The organism is Dickeya zeae NCPPB 2538 (genome assembly GCF_000406165.1).
Taxonomy (GTDB): domain Bacteria; phylum Pseudomonadota; class Gammaproteobacteria; order Enterobacterales; family Enterobacteriaceae; genus Dickeya; species Dickeya zeae.
The window spans coordinates 3,384,512-3,409,149 of record NZ_CM001977.1 but is presented as its reverse complement, the minus strand read 5'-3'; the positions used below and the strand labels follow the sequence as shown (position 1 = coordinate 3,409,149).

19 protein-coding genes and 3 tRNA genes (1 of these 22 cut by a window edge) are annotated in these 24,638 nt (G+C 51.3%); 12 read left to right on the top strand and 10 right to left on the bottom strand.

Annotated features, from left to right (window positions below; genetic code table 11):
- Positions 1-101: 101 nt before the first annotated feature.
- The 6 genes from DZE2538_RS14980 to ytfQ all read right to left on the bottom strand — a co-directional run bounded on the left by DZE2538_RS14980 (position 102) and on the right by ytfQ (position 8,479).
- On the bottom strand, positions 102-1,448 hold the full coding sequence (locus DZE2538_RS14980; RefSeq protein ID WP_050568736.1) for an aldehyde dehydrogenase family protein: 1,347 nt from the start codon (positions 1,446-1,448) through the stop codon (positions 102-104).
- 510 nt (positions 1,449-1,958) lie between these two features.
- Positions 1,959-3,380: a phosphatidylserine decarboxylase family protein gene (locus tag DZE2538_RS14975; RefSeq protein ID WP_019845278.1), complete on the bottom strand. Its 1,422-nt coding sequence runs from the start codon at positions 3,378-3,380 to the stop codon at positions 1,959-1,961.
- Between the two features lie 403 nt (positions 3,381-3,783).
- Positions 3,784-4,776, bottom strand: a complete 993-nt coding sequence (gene yjfF, locus DZE2538_RS14970; protein WP_019845279.1) for a galactofuranose ABC transporter, permease protein YjfF — start codon at positions 4,774-4,776, stop codon at positions 3,784-3,786.
- Positions 4,763-5,800 (bottom strand): galactofuranose ABC transporter, ATP-binding protein YtfT, encoded by a 1,038-nt coding sequence (gene ytfT, locus DZE2538_RS14965; protein ID WP_012885838.1) that lies wholly within the window; start codon positions 5,798-5,800, stop codon positions 4,763-4,765. Before ytfT ends, yjfF begins: the two co-directional genes overlap by 14 nt.
- A 13-nt stretch (positions 5,801-5,813) precedes the next feature.
- Positions 5,814-7,316: a galactofuranose ABC transporter, ATP-binding protein YtfR gene (gene ytfR, locus DZE2538_RS14960; protein WP_038916685.1), complete on the bottom strand. Its 1,503-nt coding sequence runs from the start codon at positions 7,314-7,316 to the stop codon at positions 5,814-5,816.
- A 206-nt stretch (positions 7,317-7,522) separates the two neighbouring features.
- Complete coding sequence (gene ytfQ, locus DZE2538_RS14955; RefSeq protein WP_012885836.1) at positions 7,523-8,479, bottom strand: galactofuranose ABC transporter, galactofuranose-binding protein YtfQ; 957 nt, start codon at positions 8,477-8,479, stop codon at positions 7,523-7,525.
- Between the two features lie 1,011 nt (positions 8,480-9,490).
- On the opposite strand from ytfQ, the gene mgtS reads away from it, so the two are divergent.
- Complete coding sequence (mgtS, locus tag DZE2538_RS20925; RefSeq protein WP_012885835.1) at positions 9,491-9,586, top strand: protein MgtS; 96 nt, start codon at positions 9,491-9,493, stop codon at positions 9,584-9,586.
- A gap of 87 nt (positions 9,587-9,673) precedes the next feature.
- Here the strand turns inward: mgtS and DZE2538_RS14950 are convergent, their stop codons facing one another.
- The 3 genes from DZE2538_RS14950 to DZE2538_RS14940 all read right to left on the bottom strand — a co-directional run bounded on the left by DZE2538_RS14950 (position 9,674) and on the right by DZE2538_RS14940 (position 13,163).
- Positions 9,674-10,267 (bottom strand): ankyrin repeat domain-containing protein, encoded by a 594-nt coding sequence (locus DZE2538_RS14950; RefSeq protein ID WP_038916684.1) that lies wholly within the window; start codon positions 10,265-10,267, stop codon positions 9,674-9,676.
- A 58-nt stretch (positions 10,268-10,325) separates the two neighbouring features.
- Entirely contained in the window at positions 10,326-11,873 is a 1,548-nt protein-coding gene (gene katB / locus DZE2538_RS14945) for a catalase KatB (protein ID WP_038914473.1), read from the bottom strand.
- Between the two features lie 516 nt (positions 11,874-12,389).
- Entirely contained in the window at positions 12,390-13,163 is a 774-nt protein-coding gene (locus DZE2538_RS14940; RefSeq protein WP_038916683.1) for a (S)-acetoin forming diacetyl reductase, read from the bottom strand.
- Positions 13,164-13,498: 335 nt separating this feature from the next.
- Between DZE2538_RS14940 and DZE2538_RS14935 the strand changes: the two genes are divergently transcribed.
- The 3 genes from DZE2538_RS14935 to cybB all read left to right on the top strand — a co-directional run bounded on the left by DZE2538_RS14935 (position 13,499) and on the right by cybB (position 15,850).
- A complete protein-coding gene (locus DZE2538_RS14935) occupies positions 13,499-14,152 on the top strand; it encodes a hypothetical protein (protein WP_012885831.1) in 654 nt (217 codons plus the stop codon).
- 120 nt (positions 14,153-14,272) lie between these two features.
- Positions 14,273-14,902, top strand: coding sequence for a LysE family translocator (locus tag DZE2538_RS14930; protein WP_026357969.1), 630 nt, complete (start codon positions 14,273-14,275; stop codon positions 14,900-14,902).
- Positions 14,903-15,316: 414 nt separating this feature from the next.
- Positions 15,317-15,850, top strand: a complete 534-nt coding sequence (gene cybB / locus DZE2538_RS14925; RefSeq protein WP_038916682.1) for a cytochrome b561 — start codon at positions 15,317-15,319, stop codon at positions 15,848-15,850.
- A 53-nt stretch (positions 15,851-15,903) separates the two neighbouring features.
- Here the strand turns inward: cybB and DZE2538_RS14920 are convergent, their stop codons facing one another.
- Positions 15,904-16,413: an SRPBCC family protein gene (locus DZE2538_RS14920; RefSeq protein ID WP_019845291.1), complete on the bottom strand. Its 510-nt coding sequence runs from the start codon at positions 16,411-16,413 to the stop codon at positions 15,904-15,906.
- Between the two features lie 2,086 nt (positions 16,414-18,499).
- Between DZE2538_RS14920 and pncC the strand changes: the two genes are divergently transcribed.
- The 8 genes from pncC to DZE2538_RS21145 form a co-directional block, all read left to right on the top strand.
- Complete coding sequence (gene pncC, locus DZE2538_RS14915; protein WP_038916681.1) at positions 18,500-18,988, top strand: nicotinamide-nucleotide amidase; 489 nt, start codon at positions 18,500-18,502, stop codon at positions 18,986-18,988.
- 111 nt (positions 18,989-19,099) lie between these two features.
- Positions 19,100-20,182, top strand: coding sequence for a recombinase RecA (gene recA, locus DZE2538_RS14910; protein WP_038916680.1), 1,083 nt, complete (start codon positions 19,100-19,102; stop codon positions 20,180-20,182).
- Positions 20,183-20,225: 43 nt separating this feature from the next.
- Positions 20,226-20,744 carry a recombination regulator RecX gene (recX, locus tag DZE2538_RS14905; protein WP_038916679.1) on the top strand — a complete coding sequence of 173 codons (519 nt, stop codon included), beginning with the start codon at positions 20,226-20,228 and terminating at the stop codon, positions 20,742-20,744.
- A 136-nt stretch (positions 20,745-20,880) separates the two neighbouring features.
- The gene (gene alaS / locus DZE2538_RS14900) at positions 20,881-23,508 is read left to right on the top strand and encodes an alanine--tRNA ligase (protein ID WP_038916678.1); all 2,628 of its coding nucleotides are present in this window, start codon (positions 20,881-20,883) and stop codon (positions 23,506-23,508) included.
- A gap of 323 nt (positions 23,509-23,831) precedes the next feature.
- Positions 23,832-24,017, top strand: a complete 186-nt coding sequence (csrA, locus tag DZE2538_RS14895) for a carbon storage regulator CsrA (RefSeq protein WP_005972168.1) — start codon at positions 23,832-23,834, stop codon at positions 24,015-24,017.
- A gap of 310 nt (positions 24,018-24,327) precedes the next feature.
- Positions 24,328-24,420, top strand: a tRNA-Ser gene (locus DZE2538_RS14890).
- Positions 24,421-24,427: 7 nt separating this feature from the next.
- Positions 24,428-24,504 (top strand) — tRNA-Arg (locus DZE2538_RS14885).
- 73 nt (positions 24,505-24,577) lie between these two features.
- Positions 24,578-24,638: transfer RNA gene (locus DZE2538_RS21145), tRNA-Arg, on the top strand (it continues 118 nt past the right edge of the window).

The window sequence follows — 24,638 nt, the reverse complement described above, 5'->3', positions numbered from 1 at the left end:
CCCCTGTTTATCTCCTTAATCGGCTGTTGCGCTGTGGTATTGCCGCTGGTCATGGACCAACGGCAACCGCGCGGCAAACCTGTTTGGGTAATACACCATCGTCAGGCGATACGGAACATATCCACCAGCACACAGCGTCGCAGGCGCACAAAGGTGCGAGCAGAGGTGACACCTTCACCGGTCGGCGTCGAGATGGTCATCGATGTCCAGCCTTCACCACCCAGCCCCAACCCGGCGATACAAGGGCCATTTTTGACGAAAATACTGGTGTTGATGGCGTTAGCCATGCGATTTAAGTTCCTGATATTGGTGGAGTGCATCGCAGCAGTGTGGCGGCAGCCATTTTCCAGTTTGAGTGCCAGCGCAATGGCCTCATCCACGTTTTTCACCCGCACCACCGGCAGTACCGGCATCATCAGTTCGGTGACAGCAAACGGATGGCTGGCATCGGTTTCAGCCAGCAGTAAACGGGTATATTCGTTGACCTCAAGCCCGATGGCTTCAGCCAGTTTCGTGGCATCACGGCCGACATAGTCGCGGTTGACGCGACCTTTACCCTGCTCGTCGATGTCGCTCAGCAGTGCTGGTAGCAACTGCTCAGTTTGTGCTGGCGTGAGCAGCACGGCATGATTGCGTTGCATTTCTTCCAGTAGGGCATCAGCCACACTGTCCACCACGATCAGCACCTTCTCATCGGCACAGATAATGTTGTTGTCGAATGAGGCACCTTTAACAATCGCGCGAGCCGCTTTCGGAATATCCGCCGTTTCATCTACCACCACCGGTGGGTTACCCGCCCCGGCGGCGATCAGCCGTTTGTCGGTATGTTTGCGCGCCGCTTCCACCACCGCTTCGCCGCCGGTGACCACCAACAGGCCGATACCGGGGTAGCGAAACAGGCGTTGCGCGGTTTCGATGTTAGGGTCGGAAACGCTAACCAGCAGGTTCTCCGGGCCGCCGGTGGCGACGATGGCTTTATTGAGCAGGCTGATGGTGCGCAGCGATACGTTTTTCGCTGACGGATGCGGGGCGAACACCACGCTGTTACCGGCGGCTATCATACTGATGGCGTTATTGATAACGGTTGCGGCCGGGTTGGTTGACGGGGTGACCGACGCAACCACACCCCAGGGGGCATTTTCAATCAGCGTCAGCCCATTATCACCGGTCAGTACTTCCGCCGACAGGCATTCGATCCCTGGTGTATGGCGCGCCTGTGACACGTTTTTGATGTATTTATCGACCACACGGCCCATGCCGGTTTCGGCCACGGCCATTTCCGCCAGCACCTGGGCATAACGCTCGCCAGCGACCCGAATGGCTTTAATCACCTGTTGACGCAGCTCGACGCTGTTCAACTGTTGTTGCGCATACGCGGCGGCCTGAACGGCGTCATCAAGCGAGTCGAAAATGCCGCTCGGTGCGTCAAACATTGCAGGCATGGGCATCGGTACAGTCGGTTCGATCACGGAGTGTTCCATAGGGTTTATCCTCTAGTTATGTCACCTGTTTAAACCACGTTGATCACCGTCTTTATCGGGGTGAGCAGGCAGGTTGTGGTAAAAAGCCATGTTGTGGTTAAAAGTACGGATGCGGATTCGGTGTCTTATGCAGGTCGGGCTGGGGTCGGTACGCGCGAAGACGACTATCCCAGCATGAGGCGACAGACGGATTGCCTGTATTGCGCCTGGGGGAAATCTCATCCTTGAGAGAACCCTTCCATTCTTTCATGTCGCGCCTATTCTGACGGCGGCGGCCCGGTGCTTCCTGTGTTGACTTGTGGTCATTGTGGCAATGGCAGGTCAAAGCGAATAACAAAATTCGGCAAGTCGGCGTAAAGGTTGAAAGCGATCACGAAAAAAGAACCGTCGATTAACAGAAAAGATATCGTCGAGGAGGGGGCGGCCCCAACGGAGAAACTGGCCCCGACCGCAGCCGGAGCCCGGTGTGAGCGCTGATTAGCCTTTGTTGTGCAGCGCGGTGGCGATCACGCTGCCCAGCGGGATGGGATTTTTATCGTTGCGGTGACTGACGGCATCGATAGCCCATTTTTCCAACGCGACCCGATCTTTTTGGAAGATCATCATGTGAGTCGAACCGCCGAACTCGAAGTGACCGATTTCGACGCCGCGGGTGATACTGACCGGTTCGGCACTCTCTTCAACGATAAAGGTGCTGGGTTCGATCACGCAGCTGGACACTTCCACCATGCCGATGCAGATGAGCGCCACGTAGCCGCAGGTCTTGTGCCGGAAGATAAACACCGCGCGCGCGGCCACATGGCCGAGGTAGGGTTGCGACTCGGTGCCTTCCCAGGTGCCCTGATTTTCGCCCTGTCCGGGACGCTGAGCAAAGTAAGTCCCCGGTTCAACCCAGGAGCGTACCAGAAAACCGTCCAGCGGCGCGTTCCAGCGATGATAGTGCGTCGCAGAAAGGAACCCTTGATAGAGTTGCCCGCCCTCGAACAGCCTGGCCCATTGCCGCTGGCCGCCGAACAGATCGAGCAGCGAATAAGGGATGTCTTTGACCCAAAACCGGCTCTCCAGTTGCAACTGGTCGGCATAGCGCCACGGCGTGGTTTCACAGCCGATGTCTATCTGGGTGTTGGGATCGCCTTTAAAGGGGCGTGCGCCGGGTACGAACTGACGGATAAAGAAATCGTTCCAACTGGCGAAGCCGTAACCTTGCAAGTTGGGGTCGTGCTGCATCTGGTTCCAGACACCGGCCTGATAGGCGGCTTTGGAGATCCAGGAACCGGGTTTTTCCGGTTGTGCGATATCGAGTTTATCGAGTGAGGCGCTGCTTTTCAGGAAACTGTTCCAGGCATCCAGCACTTGACGAAACTGCTGATTGAACGTCGCGTCGTGGAACAGCGCCACGCCCGCTTCTGTTCCCATCGCCACGGCCAGAAACGCATTCATCGGTGTCCCGACTTGTGCGGTGGTGTTGAATGACGGCGAGGTAGTAATGATTTCGTTGAGGATCTCAAAGAAGCTGTCGTAGCTGTCTATCCAGGTGGCGTCGCCATCGTCGCTGATCTCCTTGCGGGTGGATTCAGGCAGCGAAGCCACATAGGCGTTGGATTGTTCGATCATGCTATTGAGCCACATGCGGTAGACACTGTGGTTGGTCACCCAGTTTTTAAAATTCTGAAGCACCGGCTGCATGGGGGCCAGGGTATTGGTTTGCTTCTTGTTGGCGATATGCTCGCGCAGTGGCATCAAGAATTTGGCGGTGGCCCATACCCGGTTGGGCACCCAAAATCCCATCTGGATTGGCCCGGCGTTATCCAGCGTCAGCAGGCTGTGCCCGCTGCTTTCGTAGTGTGGCGACTGTTCTGCTTCAGGCGTGCTTGCTGTATGGCTTTTGGTGTGAGTCATGGCATTTCCTCTCGATAGAACGTGTCAATTCAATAGACGTGTCAATGTCGAACAATCAATGTGTCACCACCCGGAAAAACCGTTGCACAGGCTAACTGCCGTGCTGACGGTAGCTTCATCTCGTTATGTGCGAACAACGTACAACCTGGTGGTGTGGGGAAAGGAAAGCGAAGGGTGGCAAGGGGGAAAGCGCTATGGGTATGAATGTCGGGTCATTGCCCGATGACAACTATGCGCGGCCCCTGTATTCAAACATAGGCGTATTCTGGCCGATGGCAAGTTTGCTGCTGACAACATACAGCGTAGGGTTCAACGGTACGAGAGGTGGTGTCAGACGAGTACAAACGTAGGGTGAGATCGGGGAGGCGTCTCACACCTACGTTTGGGAGGCGTTGTAGTGTCGTTATCCGTGCGGAGCGACACGTTTGACCGGGGCGTTCTGGCGGTTTTCCCACAGTGCGGTCAGGCCGCGTTGCAAGGCGATGAACACAAACAGCAATATGCCGATGGCTATCTTGGTCCACCAGGAACTTAGCGTGCCGTCAAAGTTGATGTAGGTCTGGATCAAGCCTTGGATCGCCACGCCGAACAGGGTCCCGAGTACGGTGCCGACACCGCCGCTCAGTAGCGTACCGCCGATCACCACCGAGGCAATGGCATCCAGCTCGACGCCGACCCCTGCCAGCGCATAACCCGCTGAGGTGTAAATGGAAAATACGATCCCGGCGAGGGTCGCCAGCCCGGTCGACAACATATAAATACGAAGGGTAGTACTGCGGGTAGAGATACCCATCAGGTTAGCGGAGGTACTGTTGCCACCGATGGCATAGACCTGGTTACCGAAACGGGTATAGCGTGCCAGCACGATGCCGACGACAACCACCATCAGCATCAGTAGTCCCATGGCGCTAAGCCGACCGCCGCCGGGAATCGTCCACGCCAGACTGGAGAGTGTTTCATAGATAGGGTGGTTGATAGGCAGCGATTCTTTCGACACCAGATAACTGGCACCACGCAGGAAGAACATCCCCGCCAGTGTGATGATAAACGCCGGGATTTTTAGCGCGTCGATGAGCAAGCCCATAAACGCGCCAAAGGCGCATCCCATCACTAAAATCAGCGGGAACGCCACCAGGGGGGACAGCCCCCACACGCCGATAGCTTTGGCGAGAAACACACCGGTAAATGCAATCACCGAGCCGACGGACAGGTCGATACCGCCGGAGAGAATCACAAAAGTCATGCCGACGGCGACAATACCCAGAAAAGCGTTATCGGTAAGAATGTTGCAGATAACGCGTGTGGAGGCGAAACCTGGAAATTGCGCCAGGCAGTACAGATACCCGAGCACGAATACCGCCAGGGTGATCATCAGCGGCAAGTTACGCTTTATCATGGCGGCGAGCTCCTTTCAGCAAGGTCACAAAACGTGGCGACTGGACGATCAGTACGCACAATACCACGACGGCTTTCACCACCTGATTGAGCTCCGGTGGAAAGCCGGACAGCAGAATCCCGGTGTTCATGCCCTGAATAATCAGCGCGCCTAACACGGAAAGCACCATGTTGAAGCGGCCGCCCATCAGCGAACCACCACCGATCACCACGGCGAGAATGGCATCCATCTCCAGCCACAGACCGGCGTTGTTGGCATCAGCCCCCCGAATATCGGCGGTGACGATGACCCCGGCGATGGCGGCACATAACCCGCTCAGGATATACGTCATGGTCACCATCGCGCGGGTACTGACCCCGGCGTTTTTCGCTGCCCGGATGTTGATCCCCACTGATTCAATAAACAACCCCAATGCGGTACGCCGCACCAGCAGCCAGAACAGAATCAAGGTGACCAACGCGATGATGATAGGCGTTGGGAAGTAGAACAGCGCACCGCTACCGAGCCAGGCCAGCGGCGGCGAGTTGAAGGTGACAATTTGCCCGGCGGTAATCAACTGCGCGATACCGCGACCAGCCACCATAAGGATGAGGGTGGCGACAAACGGCTGGATCTTCAAAATCGCTACCAGAATCCCGTTCCACAGGCCTGCCAGCATGCCGACACCGAGTGCGGCCAGCAGTACCACCGTCAGGCTGTAGCCCTGAACGGTCAGCGAGGCGGCCACTGCACCGGCAATCGCCATAATGGCCCCGACGGACAGATCGATGCCGCCGGTGGCAATGACCAGCGTCATGCCGATCGCCAGCAAGGCTACCGGTGCAGCACGGTTAAGGATATCGATGGGACTACCGAACAGGCGACCATCCTGCACCACTATCTGGAAAAAGTGGCTGGATACCAGGCTGTCTACCAGCAACACCAGCACCAGCGCGGCTATCTGCGGCATGCCTTGTGAAAACCGCATCGATGGCCAACGGAACGGGCGCTTATCGGAGCCCGGTTTGATCAGTGATCGAGGCATCACCATGCCCTCCTTATGCCGCGATGGCATTCATGATGGCGGAAACGGATAGCTGGTCGAGCGGGATTTCCGCCACCTGCTGCCGGTCACGCATAATCAACACCCGGTCGGCGTACCCCACCAACTCCTCCAGTTCGGACGAGATGACCAGCAGCGCCAGCCCGTTGGCACACAGGCTTTCGATCAACCGGATGATCTCGGCGTGAGCGCCGACGTCGATGCCGCGTGTGGGTTCATCCAGGATCAGGAATTGCGGTTTGGTCAGTAGCCAGCGAGACAGCAGCACTTTCTGTTGATTCCCGCCGGATAGAAATTCGATAGGTTGCTCGGTACTGGGGGTGCGGATACCCAACTGACGGATGAATCGCTCGGCAATCGCCATCTGCTCCTTGCGGGGGATCGGGCGCAGCCAGCCGCGTTGGGCCTGCAACGCCAGAATAATATTTTCCCGCACCGAGGCGGCAGCGATGATACCGTCGGTTTTACGGTCTTCCGGGCAAAAGCCGATGCCAAGGCAGGAGGCCTGATGTGGCGAGCGCAGCGTCTGGGATTTACCTTTGATCACCGCTTCGCCCCGGTCGGCTGGTTTGATACCAAAAATCACCTCGGCGGTTTCTGTCCGCCCGGAGCCTAACAATCCGGCGAGACCGACGATTTCACCCGGCCGAACCGCCAGTTCGAATGGCTCAATCACACCTTTTTTAGCGTACCCTTTGAATTCCACCACCGGCTTGTCGCTCAGTAGCGTACGTCCGGCACGTTGCAGCGCATTCTGCTCCAGCTCGCGGCCCAGCATCATTTTTACCAGTTCTATTTGTGGCAGCGAGGCGGTTTCACAGGTACCGACGAAAGCACCGTTGCGCAGAACCGTGATGCGATCGGTCACCTGATAAACCTGCTCGAGAAAGTGGGTCACGAAGATCAGGCTGACGCCCTGATCGCGCAGCTGGCGCATCAGGGTAAAGAGCATTTCCACTTCCTGAGTATCAAGACTGGCGGTCGGCTCATCAAGGATCAACACCTTGGCAGACAAGTCGATGGCGCGACAAATGGCGACGATTTGCTGCATCGCGACAGAAAAGCGGTTCAGTGGTTCGCGCACATCCAGCTCAAAACCGTAGGAGGACATCAACGCCGCCGCACGTTTTTCCATCTCGGTACGTTGTAATAATCCGAAGCGCCTGGGTTCGCGACCGATAAACAGATTATCCGCCACCGATAAATTGGGTAGCAGGTTGACTTCCTGATACACCGTACCGATGCCCAGTTGTTGGGCATGAGCCGTATTTTTAGGCGAGATAGACTGCCCTTCGAGATAAATAGCGCCCGCGTCACGTTGATACACCCCAGTGAGTGTTTTAATCAGCGTGGATTTTCCGGCACCATTTTCTCCCAGCAGCGCCATGATTTCCCCGCGCCTCAGGCTGAAATCGACTTTATCCAGCGCTTTAACCCCGGGAAAAATTTTGCTCAGCCCTTCCGTACGCAAGATTTCCTGGTTGTCGAAATCGTTCATGCGATTTTTCCTTACAAAACAGGTGATGTCCTGCCATGGCAGTGGTAGTGCCATGGCAGGACGTGGGCTGACGACATACCCGTTATACTTCAAGTTGCAGGTGCGTTGGCTGCCCTCACTCACCCCAGTCACTTACTTATGTAAGCTCTTGGGGATTCACTCGGTTGCCGTCTTCCTGCAACTCGAATTATTTAGGGTATAAACGATCAATATCCCATGTTCTTTTTCTTATCGAGCTCGGCCTGTGCGCTGTCTGGTTTAAATAAGGTGGACGGTGTCAGAATCAGTTTGGCAGGCAGCGTGCCATCCTTTTTATATTTCTCCAGTGCGTCAAACGCCGGTCCGGCCATATTTGGCGTCAGTTCAACCGAGACATTTGCCTCGCCTGCCAGCATGGCACGGAAAATATCCGGTACACCGTCAATAGACCCGGTCAGAATATCTTTGCCCGGTTTTAACCCTGCTTCTTTAATGGCCTGAATGGCACCGATCACCATGTCATCGTTATGGGCGAAAACCATGCAGATATTTTTGCCGTTATTTTCTGACTTGATAAAACTTTCCATAACCTGTTTGCCGCCGCTACGGGTAAAGTCGCCGGACTGGGAACGGATAATTTTAATAGTCGGTGTTTTGGCGATAGCGTCTTCAAACCCTTTTTTACGGTCAATAGCAACGCTTGCGCCGACGGTGCCTTCTAACTGAACAACATTACAGTTTTTGCCGTTTTCAGTTTTAATCAGCCACTCGCCAATTAATGCCCCTTCCTTAATATTATCGGCGCGTACCGTGGTGAGATACAGTGAGTCATCTTTGACGTCAATGCCGCGGTCCAGCAGAATAACCGGGATCTTGGCTTCTTTGGCTTCCTTCAATACCGGCTCCCAGCCAGTCGCCACAACAGGGGCGATGAAAATAGCGTCCACTCCCTGCGCGATGAAAGAACGCACGGCTTTGATTTGGTTTTCCTGTTTTTGTTGGGCGTCGGCAATTTTCAGGTTAATTCCGCGCGCTTTGGCCTGTTCTTTGGCTACGGTCGTTTCAGCTGCGCGCCAGCCTGATTCCGAGCCGACTTGAGAAAACCCCACCGTTAATGGTGCGGCCAGCGCGACCGATGACAGGGACGCACACACAGCTGAAGCTAAAATGACGCGTTTCCACATAAAAGTGTCCTCTCTGGTAATCATTGGCTATCGGTTTTTCATTTTCAGGGACAATGGTGTTATTCGGTATTCAGGATTGCCCCCGTCTTGGGGTACGGCAGGCGTGATTATTTTTCCTCTTCCAGCGACTCATGACAAAACAGTAGTTTTTGCCGAGGGAAGAGGGTCAGGCCGTATTCGCTGATCTTATGGATAAAATCGCCATCAGCGGGGAATCTGTGACCCCACGCAAATATTGTTTTAGGTCATTTTTTCGCTATGGGGTAGATGAGTGCTGTATTCTGCTAGCGGCGTCATGTTTTTTTTAAATCGTGATATTTATCGGTTCTGGTGAAAAGTAGCGAGTTTTGGTGCCCTGACCGGGGGCTCATTTTCTGCTTCTGGTATGCGGCTGCGATATGGATATTTAAGGTGCCGTTTAGCTATGTTACACCACGCTTAATAAAGGGGGTAATTATGGATTAACGCTGTAAGAATTATTGGGGGGTAAATGTCATTCAGTATTAATCGATTTTAATTCTTGTTATCAGATCAGTGAATTAATGGCGTGAATAGTGAGCGCTGACCATTTGAAAAGTATTGTCAGTCATATCACCGAAAAAATGACATTCTTTTCCTTCAGCGGGTATTGCTGACAATAAATATAGGTTTTTATTATTATCAATAAGATTCATTACACCAATAATATATGCTCATGCGTATAATTCTGGATATGATGAAATCTGTACTGCATACCGATAACACATTAAAAAATAATGTTTTTTTGTTGATTTGGTATACCCGATTGGCTACCAGTGGTTTTATCAGGTGTTGGAATAAGCGAACGAGGTTGCTCTGTGTGAGTGCTTTCGTCCTGATCCGATTTCTTATCTATTAAAGAGACGTTAATGTTTGCTTAACGTTCGGCCGATAGAATCACTGTGTAGTGAGTGAAGTTGTCGTCGAATGGTCGTTGAATGCATCTGTAGTGGAACCATGAGGTCGTTTTACATGCTGACGTAGGAGGTTGTTATGTTCGAACAAGTGACGGTTTATTTGGCGATACTGGCCGTTATCGTTGTACCGGGATTTTTGGCCGCGTTTCTGAGCCCCAAATGGGATGACTGAATAATGCTAACCCAGTCTGATATCACACGCCCCGCCTGAAGGTAGTTCGTTCATGCGGGGCGTGTCATTTTCGTTGATACGTGTCGATTATTGCCCTTTCACTTCACCCTTGCCTAATGCCTGCACACTGTTGCCCATAGCATCGGTAGCATTCATATCCGCCCCTTTTTCCTGTAATGCCTTAAGAATTTCTGTGCGCTGAAACAGCGAAGCATACATCGCTGCAGTCTGTCCGGCGTTATTACGGGTATCCGGGCTACATTTTGCGTTCAGCAACAAGTTGGCAATCTTCAGCTCGCCTTTAAATACAGCGCCCATCAGTGCGGTATTGCCACGACTATCCTGCAAGCAGGGGTCAGCACCATGATTGAGCAACAATGAAACCGTGTCGTAGTGGCCGTGGTAAGCCGCCAGAATGACTGCCGTATAGCCTTTTTCATCACGGGTATTAAGGTTATAACCCGCGTTGATGAACTCCTGGAGTACGGCATCATTACCGGTACGGGCCGCATCCCACAGGTACTGATTAAGCTGGTTCTGCACTTGCCTTTCATCAGTTGCGTGTGCAGCCGGTGCTGCGACGGCTGAATTCGATGGCTCTGTAATAGACACGGGCGGTTGTGCCTGTGCGGTTGTCTGAATGAGTGCCAGCAGGCAAACAAAGAGGCGAAATGATTTCATGATGACGATTCCCTGGTCGTTGGCGTCGCCCGCCGCGCAGCCGGGCGACGGCGTTCCGTTAATCAGCCAGTTTGCTGGCCAGTGACTGAACTTTGCTCAGATCGCCTTTGGCGACACTGGTCAGGCGGGTACCGTAGGTAGCATCAGCTTTATAGAAGTAGGAAAGCATGATGGTTTTACTGTCGGTATCCGCCATCGCCAGCGCAGACCCCAAGCTCTGAACCAGATCATCCTGATCTTTCTTACTGTAAGAGCGATACAGCTCGCCAGTCTGTTTGAAGTTCTGCTCTTTCTGAATTTTACGTTGCTGGGTAGTGCCGCTTAGCGGTGTCTGGCTGTAGCGAGCAGACACCAACTCTTCGCGTGGATACAACCGGCTTGGCTGGTAGTTCACCCCGTTGTCTTGCGTGTGGCCACTATTCAAACTGCCATCCTGATTGATGTTGTTGACCTTTTTCAGCGGAGCATTGATTGGCAGGCTCAGGCCGTTCGCGCCCAACCGGTACATCTGGGTATCGGCGTACGAGAACAGTCGGCCTTGTAACAGACGGTCTTCAGACGGCTCGATACCCGGAACCAGATTCGCCGGTGCCATGGCAACCTGCTCGGTTTCCTGGAAGTAGTTATCCGGGTTTTTGTTCAGTACCATCTGGCCGATTTTACGTTCGGGAACGCCAGGCCAGATTTTGGTGGCATCCAGTGGGTCGAAATCAAACTTAGCCAGGTCGCCCGGGGTCAGTACCTGAATGTAAAGATCCCATTTCGGATAGTCGCCACGGCTTATAGCGGCGACCAGATCGTTAGTCAGGTGGCTGTAATCCTTAGCCTGAACGTCCTCAACCTGTTTGGGGTCGAGATTTTTTATGCCCTGCAGTGTCTTCCAGTGAAATTTGACGTAATGCACCTCGCCTTTGGCATTGACCAGCTTATAAGCATGAACGCTGTTACCGTCCATATTACGGTAACTGGCCGGTGTGCCTTCGTTGGAGTAGAGCAGGGTCAGGGTACGGATCGATTCCGGAACGTGAGAAAAGAAATCAAACCGGCGTCCATCGTTATCCTGATTGGTCCGCGGATCCGGTTTGAACGCATGTACCATGTCCGGGAACTTAATCGCATCGCGGATAAAGAAGGTAGGGAAGTTGTTGCCTACCAGATCCCAGTTGCCTTGCGTGGTATAGAACTTGGTAGCGAAACCACGCGGATCTCGTAAGGTTTCTGGGGAGTGGTTACCGTGTACAACACTTGAAAAGCGTACAAATACCGGCGTTTGACTGCCTTTTTTGAATACCTCGGCGATGGTCAGGTCCGAAATATCTTCGGTGGCAGTAAAGGTGCCGTGTGCACCGGTACCGCGGGCGTGCACAACGCGTTCTGGAATGCGTTCACGGTCAAAGCGCTGTAGCTTTTGCAGTAACTGAACATCCTGCAGTACAACCGGGCCATTGGGGCCGGCAGTTTGCGAGTTTTGGTTATCACCCACCGGTGCGCCGTTATCACGCGTCAGCGTGGCTGACAGAGCCGGGTAGGCTATCAACAGTGAAGAGATGATGGCCAGTGGTGTTTTCCAGCCGGGAATACGATGTATGGCGGCATGATTGCTCATAACTTTCCTCATTTTCCGTATGATTATTATCAACAATAGGGTTTGGTTATTGCTGTGATTCCATTGCACTGCTCTAAGCTATCAGCAGAGAAAGTCCCCCATCAGAGGCACTGATAAGACGGATGCCCTGTTGGTGATTGTGGCTTATCTGTTTTCCCTGTTCCTGACCTGTCGTCATGACGGGTAAGAAATAGGGTTGTACTCATGGCCGACGGTATGAATAACCGCCGTTGTTGCCGGGCATGTCAATAACCTGCGGCTACCTGGCTACTTTACCTTTTTTGACAAAACGGATAATGGCAGTTGTTTCTATCGAATTAATAGGTGTGCCCTGAGTAGGGAATGGTTAAAAGAGTGAAAGAGACCACAGACAAGAGCACGAATACAGATAGCGTCAGGAAATAGCAGGAGACGTGCGCTGTGTTTTTGGGGGTTGTCTCTGTGGGAGACGCGCGGATAGTGGTGATGAGAAGAACACGCCTCGCCGTGTGACGAGGCGCAGTAGCGCTAAGTCAATCAGTTGAAGACCATACCACCATCAATCAACAGCGCCTGACCTGTCATATAGTCAGAATCAGGGCCGGCGAGATAGGAAACACAGGCTGCCACGTCTTCCGGTTCGGACAAACGACCCAGCGTGATGCGTTTGGCGAACTCAGCCGTACCATAACCGAGAGGTTTACCTGCGGCTTCGGAAATTTGGCGGTCAATCTCTGCCCACATCGGCGTTTTGACGATACCTGGGCAATACGCGTTAACGGTAATGCCGAGTGGCGCTAAATCGCGGGCGGCGGTTTGGGTCAGGCCGCGCACGGCGAATTTACTGGAACTGTAAACCGCTAATTCTGGATTACCGACATGACCAGCCTGAGAGGCGGCATTGATGATTTTGCCTCCCTGTCCCTGGGCTTTGAAGGCTTCTACCGCAGCCTGTATTCCCCAGATAACGCCTTTCACATTGATGTTGTAAACCTTATCAACGATTTCCGGCGTGATGTCTTCAATCAGCGTGGTAGGCGCGATACCGGCGTTATTGACGATAACGTGAAAACCACCCCATTGTTTGTGTGCGGTACGAACCGCATTAAATACCTGGTCACGGTCTGAGACATCCGCGGTGATTGCGATAGCGTTGCCACCGTGCTGCTTGATTTCATGCGCTACCTGGCCTGCGGTATCACCGTTGTAATCCACGACCGCTACGGCAAAACCATCTTTTGCCAGACGGATAGCGATGGCCCGGCCGATTCCCTGGCCCGCGCCAGTGACCAATGCGACTTTCTGTTTCATGGGTCTCTTCCTGTGTTGTGAATAAAGATACAGCCATGACAGGCAGGCTAGCGCGTGGTAATTGGAATGAAAACTTATAGTAAATATCGATAACTATCATTTTAATGGATTAACTTTTTTTCTTTTAATCTAACCATATTGGTTTGCATCCTGATTTTTGCTTTTTTTCGATTTTTTATTCTGCTGTTTCTGTGTGGGGTTATCGGCGCAGGTCACCTTTTGGGTGATAAAGATTGGTGTGGAGAAGGCGATAAACACAGTGTACTCTGCGAAGAGCATCACCCGGGCCGTGCCCGCTGATATCTGTCTTGATGACTGTTTAAAAGCCGGTAACCATGAGCTACATCGATACCATCAAACACGAACTGGTTGGTTTCCTGAACGGGCTGCCAATCTATCATCCGCTGGAAGAAGTGGCGGATTCGCCTTGGGGTGAGGATGATTTTTCATGTACACCCGACAATTTGATTATTGGCGGCGGGGCGGGGGAGCATCCGGCGCTGGTTATCCATGAGCTGGGGGCGCTGGTGGCGTCCTACCTATTGTTATGCCTGCAAAAGCACAATGAATTTTTCCCTGAGCAGCCAGATCCGCTACCGATAGTCTCGGTCGACCGCCTGTACGAAATGGCGGAGCGACCCCGCGCGTTGGAGTTTTGTGGCTGGTCGATGAATCACGTCAGAGAGTTTGTCGATTTGGCTCACTCGCCATTGCACCCTAACCCGTTATCGGAAATGGGGAGTGCTGAAGAATGGATTGAGCACTCTATTGGCGAGTTTGTTTACTACTCGTTGCCGGAATTGAATCCGTTCGACACGGAGATGGCGCGACTGCCCGGTATGGAGGCGTGGTTTCCGGGATATTGGATGTGCAATGTCACCTGTCCACCGCCAAATTATGTCAAAACACGAAAGCAGTCGTTACTGTCTGGTTCATTTCAGGATCACGGCTTTTTCCGGTGGGATTACCGTTATCCACCGGAGGAGTGATCGTGGCGGCGGTGTACTGGCAGAGCGGATCGGACGTTAGTCTGCACTGAACGTGGGTTCAGGCAGGTTTGGGACGTAAATAATCGTTTTACCTGACAGGCTGTGTGATTGAGGTGAGTAATGGTGAGTGTGTCTCAATGGTTACCGTTTGCTGCTATTGCGCTGGGGTTGGTGTTAACACCAGGCCCTAATATGATTTATCTGCTTTCTCGCACCGTGTGTCAGGGGCGTCGGGCTGGTCTGGTATCGTTATCTGGGGTGGCATTGGGGTTTTTGTTCTATATGACCGCCGCTGCACTCGGTATTACGGCGATAGTCATGGCGGTGCCATTAGCTTACGATGCGCTGCGAATTGCTGGCGCACTCTATTTGCTATGGCTGGCCTGGCAGGCTGTACGGGGTGGCGCATCGCCTTTCCAGTTGAGACAACTTAAGCCTGACAGTAATCGTCGCTTGTTCGTGATGGGGCTGGTCACCAACCTGCTTAATCCGAAAGCTGCTGTGCTTTATCTGTCCCTTCTGCCGCAGTTCATCCGCCCGGAGCAGGGTAATGTCCTGGGGCAGTCATTAACGCTTGGTGTCACCCAGATACTCATCAGCATGACGGTTAATGCCTCGCTTGTCATGGTCGCGGGGTATATCGCTGCGTTTCTGGCTGAACGCCCGTTGTGGCAACGAGTGCAACGCTGGCTGATGGGAACGGTACTGGCGGCGCTGGCGGTGAGAATGTTGGTAGACAGTCGGCGCTAATCAATACCCGTTAGTCAGACGTGCGGCCGGCAAGCGTCGGCCGTTTTTCATCTATCCCCTACACGATGTCTGCGTCCTTCTCCGATATACCCGGTAAAATGATGATATCCACGCCAAATTCGACTTACATCCTACCAATCAACCTTACTGACTGATGACAGTTCTATACACTGCAACTGGTAATGTTTGTCTCAACCCTTGTTGATGTTGTGTTATTCATCCCTGTCAGAGAGTAGTAGTTTTTTTCCCGCCTTCCATCAAGGCGGGATTTTTTTGCCCATAAGATTTTTGGGTTTATCAAAAAGTCTTGCTATTGTGAGCGAAAAACTAATGTTGGCTTAATAGAGTGAAGCTAGGCTGTATACGTCCTATGTACACACACTGATTGTATGCTCAATACAGAGAAGGAATTCCATGAAGACCAAGTATCATTCATCTCAGATTCTGTTGCACTGGCTGGCGTTTCTGCTGGTGGTGGCGACCTATGCGGCGATGGAACTGCGGGGTTTTGCTCCGCACGGAAGTAGCGCAAGGGCGCTAATGTCGACAATCCATTACAGTTGCGGTGTATCCGTTTGGGTGTTGATGATCCTGCGTGTAGTGCAGCGTTTCCTTCATGCTACACCACCTATCACGCCGCAACCTGATCGCCTGATGGTGATTGCTTCCCATGCGGTGCATGGCTTTTTATATCTGATGTTTCTGGCGTTGCCGATATTAGGCGTACTGGGGATGTACTATCGCGGTGATGCCTGGTCGGTATTCGGTATTGCGATGCCGTTTGCGGCCGATCCAAATGATGATATCAAGCACACATTGCTGAGCATTCATGAACTGATTGCTAATGCAGGGTATTTCCTGGTGGGGCTCCATGCCATTGCTGCCCTGTATCATCACTATGTGGTGCGTGACAATACGCTTTTGAGAATGATGCCCAACAAGAAATAATGTTGTGGGTGTAAAAGACGACGGGCGGCTGAGGATTCCTCGCCGCCCGTTTTTTATGCATTCTGGTTAGAGGAGGTCGAGGTGCCAGGGTGCTCTGCCATCTGCTTAAAGCGTAGTAAGGTTTTGTGCAGCATCTCTTTAGGCAAAAGCTGGAATACCTGACTGAGTGCCCTTCCCAGAAAGCCGCCAGGTGGGTCAAACCGGATGCTGAGGGTAACTTCAGTATTCTCGCTGTTTGGGATAGGGCGAAAGACAAGGCATCCTTCATTAGGGATTTTGGCTCCGGGGAGTGAACGCCAGTAGATAAACTGACCGGGCTGTTCATCCTCAATACGAGCCCGCCATTCAATATACTGGCCAAGGGGGGCTTTCATTCGCCACAGTGAGTCGGTGTGATTAATGATGTCGATGTGAGCGACATGGTTCATCAACACCGGAAGTGTTTCGGGGTTGCGCCACAAAGCAAACAGCACATCAGCCGATTGGCGAATAATCAGCGAACTGCTGAGCTGATCGGCATGGCTGTCCAGCATGCCGGGTCTGCGTGAGAATGTTGATGGCATAGTATCTTCTCCCTTCAATGCCGCCCGAAACAGGCAATGTCCCGCAATGATTATGTCGACACGGTGGTGACATGGCGGCCAACGCGGGCTGTAGAATACGGTGCATTATTTCTTTTGGCGAGTGTACGTGATGGCTGGGTGAACCTGCAAATTCGGTAAAATAAAAGCCTGCTTTTGCGATGTGGCTGTCTCGGTACTTGAGCGTGACTGTGTTCGGTTGCTTAGCCGCGTAGTTCTGATACTGGGTGATGTCTTGCAGAGAGCCAAAGAGAATGCGTGCACTCACAAAACATGAAGAATAGTGGTCGATTTTTGGGCAGATTTGCCGGTATCTGTTACACTTCAATTAGTGTTAATTGACTGCTGTGCCATGTTAGTAAAGTAAGAATTTTATTTTCGATGTTCATTCTTATTTAGCCCATCATCTGATGGGCTTTTTGTTTTTTTGATAATAACGGTAATGATTATTAGTCGCGTGTTTTTATTTTTATATTTACGCCCGTTATAATTCAGGGGGGACGTGTTTTCTGCAACTCGAATTATTTGTAATGTAGATGTTTTTAGCATCACAGAAAAAATGGTTTTTATTTTTATTGTTAAGGTTGATTTAATCTCCCCGGTGTAATGTTGTTTTCAGTTAAAAACTTCTCCGCGCCAAAACACCAGGGTTTTACTCATAATAATATAGCCTCTTTGCCCACCGTCAGGTGGGCTTTCCTTTTTGTTCTCGCCATACGTTAACATGCGGGTGTGTAGGCTGAATTCATTCTTTTTCTTCCTTGTTATACCTAAGTGGTTTGGGGGGGCGCTTGTTGTATTGGTTGTCTGAAAATAAGAAGGATTTTCATTGTGTACATTCTCCTGATTGTTGAGAGATGAAGGGGGAATAATGGAGCTGAAAAATAATATCTAAAAAATTCTGTTTTTTTGTTTTCCTAATGTTGGCTTAATCTTAATCTCATAGGATAGCTTTCAGGCGGAGGAAAACCGCCAACCTGTGTCTTCAGGATGCTTCATGCCAGAGAATAGTGTCATTTGCCCACCCTCGCGGTGGGCTTTTTTTTGCTTCAACAACAGCGAGTCGTATTTTCGTTTTTTATTAATTTTTGCTGATTTCGAGGTAAAACTAAGGTTATTTTAAGAATGGTCAGGTAAATTTATAAACAGACAGTGGATGGATAACTGTCGTGCCAGTACTACGAAATCCTTGCTGTTGAAAAACCCAATAGCTTTGCCCACCTTTATGGTGGGCTTTTTTTTATCTGTTATCAATGCTTCTTTGCTAAAATATAATTTAGATGGGAACAATCATGATGGAAATTAAAAATATTTTTTTGCCAGTATCATGTTGGCGTTTTCCCTTCCGATAAATAAAATTGAGTGAGAGAGTAAGTCAGTTTTTTAATACGCACTGCATGTAAAAAAGTGCGAAAAGGGAAAGTGAAAATGGGAGAGTGAATGTATCGCGCTAACTACCCGCCAGGGATGAAAAAACAAGAATGAATAAGGTGTCTATTATTGATTGCCAACCGCGTTGTCGCCCTGTCGTAAGCCCTATTTCTGGTATCAAGACCATCAGAAATGAACGAGAGCCAGCGTGTTCCTGCAACCGGCAAGGCTGCAGTAATAGCAAACGTAGTCTGCTCGCTTGATGCGTTAATCCACCATGTAGCTCACGGTATTGCGTAGCAAGAGTGTTTATACCTTCCGGGATGCCATTCCCACCAGGCCTGTCAGCTGACAGGCCTGCATTATTTTAAGGCCAGATATCGGTGTTGCTAATGCGCTTATCCGTGCAGTTCGACACGGCCACTGCGGCACCGTTTTCGAATACCTTCGGTTATGCCCTGCCACACCAATAAAAAAGCCCCGAGGCGGGGCATGCATGTCATAAAACGCTATCGACGTTATTATTGTATGTGGAGCATATACCGAGACAGTGACAATACTACGACAGTCTGCCGTACGATGTTGCGCGCGGCTTCGCATTCCTGTTACGTAAAAAGGTTTTCAAAGGAAAAATGTTACCCTGAAGAAGAAAGGGCCCCTTACTATTGGGCCGCGATGGATAAAACGGGATACCGTGATGACAGAAAAAGACGTATTGCGGCTGAGCGCGCAGCTCGGAGAGCGACTGAAAGCGCGTCAGGCGAAGATAACCTGTGCTGAATCCTGTACCGGCGGGTGGCTGGCGAAAGCAATCACGGACGTGGCCGGCAGTTCTGCATGGTTTGACTATGGCTTTGTGACTTATAGCAATCAGGCCAAGCAGTCGCTCATCGGTGTACAGGAAAATACGCTGGCACAATGTGGCGCAGTAAGCCGTGAGGTGGTGACGGAAATGGCTCGTGGGGCGCAGAGCCGTTCCGGAGCCGATTTTGCGGTATCCGTCAGCGGCATAGCAGGCCCTGACGGCGGGACGCCAGATAAACCGGTAGGAACGGTATGGTTCGGTTTTAGCGATAAAGCCGGCAATATCATCACTCAGAGGATGCAGTTTGACGGTGATCGTCACGAGGTTCGGTTGCAGGCCGTGGCTTTTGCTCTGCAAACGCTGCTGGAGAGATTTTTATAAAATAGGCTTGATGCTGTATGAGTATACAGTATAATGCATCCATCAGTTCGGTGAATCATGAATAAGCAACAGCGTAGAAGCAGCGGCAGAGGCTGCGCGACAGGAGTAAAAATGGCTATTGATGAGAACAAACAAAAGGCACTGGCGGCAGCGCTGGGTCAGATCGAAAAACAATTCGGTAAAGGTTCTATCATGCGTTTGGGCGAGGATCGCTCAATGGATGTTGAAACGATCTCCACAGGTTCCTTGTCGCTTGATATCGCACTGGGTGTTGGTGGTTTGCCAATGGGCCGTATTGTTGAGATTTACGGTCCGGAGTCCTCTGGTAAAACGACCCTGACACTGCAGGTGATTGCCGCCGCGCAGCGTGAAGGTAAAACTTGTGCGTTCATCGATGCCGAACATGCGCTGGATCCGATCTACGCTAAAAAGTTGGGTGTTGATATCGATAATCTGCTGTGTTCCCAGCCGGATACCGGCGAGCAGGCATTGGAGATTTGTGATGCGCTGGCGCGTTCTGGTGCCGTTGATGTCATTATCGTGGACTCCGTTGCTGCGCTGACGCCGAAAGCAGAAATTGAAGGGGAAATCGGTGATTCCCACATGGGGCTGGCGGCTCGTATGATGAGTCAGGCTATGCGTAAGCTGGCCGGTAACCTGAAACAATCCAATACACTGCTGATCTTTATCAACCAGATCCGTATGAAAATTGGTGTGATGTTCGGTAACCCAGAAACCACGACTGGTGGTAACGCGCTGAAATTCTATGCTTCTGTCCGTCTGGATATTCGCCGTATCGGCTCTATCAAAGAAGGTGAAGAAGTTGTCGGGAGTGAAACCCGCGTTAAAGTTGTGAAGAACAAGGTTGCTGCACCCTTCAAGCAGGCTGAATTCCAGATTCTGTATGGAGAAGGGATTAACACCTTCGGAGAGTTGGTTGATCTTGGCGTGAAGTTCAAGCTGATTGAAAAAGCCGGTGCCTGGTACAGCTACAATGGTGACAAAATTGGCCAGGGTAAGGCTAACGCCTGTAATTTCCTGAAAGAGAATCCGGCTATCTCTGCCGAACTCGACAAGAAGCTGCGCGAATTGTTGCTGCATAAAGATAACGAAGTGGTATCGGGTGGCGTCAGCAGTAGTGAAAGTGCCGAGTACAATGAGGAAGCGGCTGGCGAACTGAACGACGACTTTTAATGAGCGTCGTTACGCAGGCAGTATGTTCTCAGGATAATCGGTAATGCCTAACGTACTCCGCTATGCAATGAATGTGCTGGCTGTGCGAGATCACAGTGAAATGGAATTACGCCGCAAGATTGCGGCGTATTTACAATCCAGTCTCGAATGCGAGAATCTTGAACGCGAGGATCTTGAAGGCGAGAGTACAGAACGTTGCGCTGTACTTTCTGAATTTGATACCCAAGTCGAACAGGCTGTCTTTAGCTGTCGGCAACAAGGCTGGTTGGATGATGAGCGCTATGCACAGCGTTATATCAGCAGCCGCAGCCGTAAGGGATACGGTCGCCAGCGTATCTGCTCCGAGCTCAGTCAACGGGGCATCGACAAATCCATCCAGCGTGTAGCGCTGCAGTCCTGCGATATTGACTGGTATTTACAAGCTCAAGCAGTCGCTAACCGTAAATTTGGCTCACCATTGCCAACGAGCTGGAAGGAACGAGCTAAAGTTCAACGTTATTTGCTGTATCGCGGCTTTTCCCACGATGAAATTCAGTCGATATATATGAATTTTTCCGATTGAACGCATACGGGATTTTACTTCCCTCCTAAGAAAATTTATCTTATTCCCACTTTTTGTTCGCGTTTGGCTCGGTCACGTCAGTATGTTGCACCCACCTTGCCCGCGACTGTTCTTTTAGCTTGATTTCAGGACAATTATGAGCAAGAGCACCGCTGAGATCCGTCAAGCGTTTCTCGACTTTTTCCATAGTAAAGGACATCAGATTGTCGCCAGCAGTTCGCTGGTGCCGAACAATGATCCCACACTGTTGTTTACCAATGCCGGGATGAACCAGTTTAAGGATGTTTTCCTTGGGTTGGATAAACGCAACTATGTACGAGCCACGACGTCTCAGCGTTGTGTCCGTGCCGGTGGTAAACATAACGATTTAGAGAACGTGGGCTATACGGCGCGTCATCACACGTTCTTCGAAATGCTGGGTAACTTTAGCTTCGGTGATTATTTCAAACGTGACGCCATTACTTATGCCTGGGAGCTGTTGACCAGTTCTCAATGGTTTGGCTTACCCAAGGAAAAACTGTGGGTTACGGTCTATGCCTCCGATGATGAAGCCTATGACATTTGGGCCAACGAGGTAGGTGTCCCGCGTGAGCGTATTATCCGTATCGGTGATAATAAAGGCGCACCGTACGCATCAGATAACTTCTGGCAAATGGGTGATACCGGCCCTTGCGGCCCATGCTCTGAAATTTTCTACGATCATGGCGATCACATCTGGGGGGGACCGCCGGGAAGTCCTGAAGAAGATGGCGATCGTTACATCGAAATCTGGAACCTGGTATTCATGCAGTTCAACCGACAGGCGGATGGTACGATGTTGCCGTTGCCGAAACCATCGGTAGATACCGGCATGGGGCTGGAGCGTATTTCCGCTGTTCTGCAACATGTGAACTCCAACTACGATATCGATTTATTCAAAACGTTGATCGCCGAAGCAGCCCGGGTAGTCGGAACCGATGATCTGAACAATAAATCGCTGCGCGTGATTGCCGACCATATCCGTTCCTGTGCATTTTTGATTGCTGATGGCGTGATGCCATCGAATGAAAACCGCGGTTATGTGCTGCGCCGCATTATTCGCCGTGCGATCCGCCACGGGAATATGCTGGGAGCAAAAGACACATTCTTCTACAAGCTGGTCGGTACTCTGATTGAAGTGATGGGGGCGGCAGGTGAAGAGCTGAAACGTCAGCAAAGCCTGGTTGAACAAGCACTGAAGAATGAAGAAGAACAGTTTGCCCGCACACTGGAACGTGGTCTGCTGTTGCTGGATGAAGAAATCAAGCAGCTTAAAGGCGATACGCTGAGCGGTGAAGCGGCGTTCCGTCTTTATGATACCTACGGTTTCCCGGTTGATTTGACGGCAGATGTATGCCGCGAGCGCAATCTGAAAGTAGACGAAGCTGGGTTTGAACGTGCCATGGAGGCGCAACGCCAACGGGCGCGTGATGCCAGCGGCTTTGGTGCTGACTATAACAGCCTGATCCGCGTGGATGCGTCTACCGCGTTTTGTGGTTATGAGCGTACCGAGCAGCAGTCGACAGTCGTTGCTATCTACCGTCAGGGTGAATCCGTGCAGGAAATTCAGGCGGGCGACGATGCGGTTGTGATTCTGAGCGAAACGCCATTCTACGGCGAGTCTGGCGGTCAGGTGGGTGATCAGGGTGAGCTGGTATCTGCTGCTGCCCGTTTCTCCGTCGCCGACGCACAGAAGTACGGCCAGGCAATCGGTCACATTGGTTCGTTGGCTCGGGGTGTCTTGCGGGTCAACGATAAGGTGAATGCGGTAGTGGATCATGTCCGCCGTGACCGCATTCGTCTGAACCATTCCGCGACTCACTTACTGCATGCAGCTTTGCGCCAGGTCTTGGGTGAGCATGTTGCGCAGAAAGGTTCGCTGGTCAATGACAGCTACCTGCGATTCGACTTCTCTCATCCAGAAGCGATGAAACCTGAGCAGATTCGTCAGGTAGAAGATATCGTCAATACCCAGATTCGTCGTAATCTGTCGATTGATACGGATGTGATGGCGTTGGATGCTGCCAGAGCGAAAGGTGCGATGGCGCTGTTTGGCGAGAAATATGATGAGCATGTCCGCGTACTGTCGATGGGTGATTTTTCCATTGAATTGTGCGGTGGTACACATGCTCGTCGTACTGGCGATATCGGTTTGTTCCGGATTGTCTCTGAATCTGGTACCGCAGCAGGTATCCGCCGCATTGAAGCCGTTACCGGTGAAAATGCAATAGTTGCCCTACATGAGCAGAGTGATGTATTGCATGAAGTCACGCAGCTGGTGAAGGGGGATAGCAACACTCTGGCTGACAAAGTGCGTTCGTTGCTGGAGCGTAACCGCGGGCTGGAAAAAGAGTTGCAGCAGTTGAAGGAACAGCAGGCCGCTCAGGAGAGTTCTTCACTGTCCAGTAAGGCGAAAGAGATCAACGGTGTGAAGTTGCTGGTCACACAATTGAACAACGTTGAGCCTAAGTTGCTACGGACTATGGTAGATGATCTGAAGAATCAGCTAGGTTCTGCAGTGATCGTGCTGTCGACAGTTGCGGATGGTAAAGTCAGCCTGATTGCGGGTGTGACCAAAGAATTGACTGACCGTGTTAAAGCGGGTGAGTTGATTGGCTTTGTGGCAAACCAGGTCGGCGGTAAGGGCGGTGGTCGTCCGGATATGGCCCAGGCAGGTGGTAGTGATGTGGATGCGTTGCCATCAGCGTTGACCAGCGTTGAAGCCTGGGTGGTTGATAAGCTATAAATACTAAATACGTGTTATCCCGGCAAAAACGCCATGACTTTAAGTGGTTTTGGCGTTTTTGGCTTGCGGTAAGGATGGCCGTAAACAAGATCTGATGAACAGGCCTTCTGTGGAGCTCCAGAGATGGCCTGTGAGACCAGTTCTGGTTGTGATAACAAAAAGCGCAAGCTGTCTTATATCGACTAAACTGAACACTAGTAACAAACAATGAGTGCGATGATGAGACATTTTCGTCATCCAGGTTTACGTCTTCCCCAACCATGATGGATAATGACGGGAGAACGGAGAGACCTGACTCTTTATAATCTTTCAAGGAGCAAAGAATGCTTATTTTAACTCGTCGAGTTGGCGAAACCCTCATGATCGGCGATGAGGTTACGGTTACCGTACTAGGAGTAAAGGGCAATCAGGTTCGTATCGGTGTTAATGCGCCGAAAGAAGTGTCTGTACATCGTGAAGAGATCTACCAGCGTATTCAGGCAGAGAAATCTCAGCCTACCTCCTACTGATTGAATAGCGTCTCGTGTTGACGAGGCGCTGTTGTTGTTCGAATGTTTTTCGTTCTGCTCCCTGTGTTTCCTTATTTCCGTCAATAAATGGCTATTCGGTATTTGCTTTTGTGAATAGGAATAACTGGTTGTTTTATTGGCGATAAAGCATGCTTTTTGTTGTTAATCTGTTCTTGTTGGGTGCGAAGTGTTCAAACGGAACTGATATCGGAAAAATTGTTTGACTTATAAGACCGGGAAAGTAATATGTGCGCCACGCAGACAGGTGAGCGCTGAATGAAAACGAAATTCAGTGATTATGTGTCGGTACGGTGAGGTGGCCGAGAGGCTGAAGGCGCTCCCCTGCTAAGGGAGTATGCGGTCAAAAGCTGCATCGAGGGTTCGAATCCCTCCCTCACCGCCATTAAATTGCATCCGTAGCTCAGCTGGATAGAGTACTCGGCTACGAACCGAGCGGTCGGAGGTTCGAATCCTCCCGGATGCACCATTTAATGGATGCGTTATGACAATAGCGTTGTCAGCAATACAATTTAAGAGAAGTTTTCAGTAAATCTTGAAATGCATCCGTAGCTCAGCTGGATAGAGTACTCGGCTACGAACCGAGCGGTCGGAGGTTCGAAT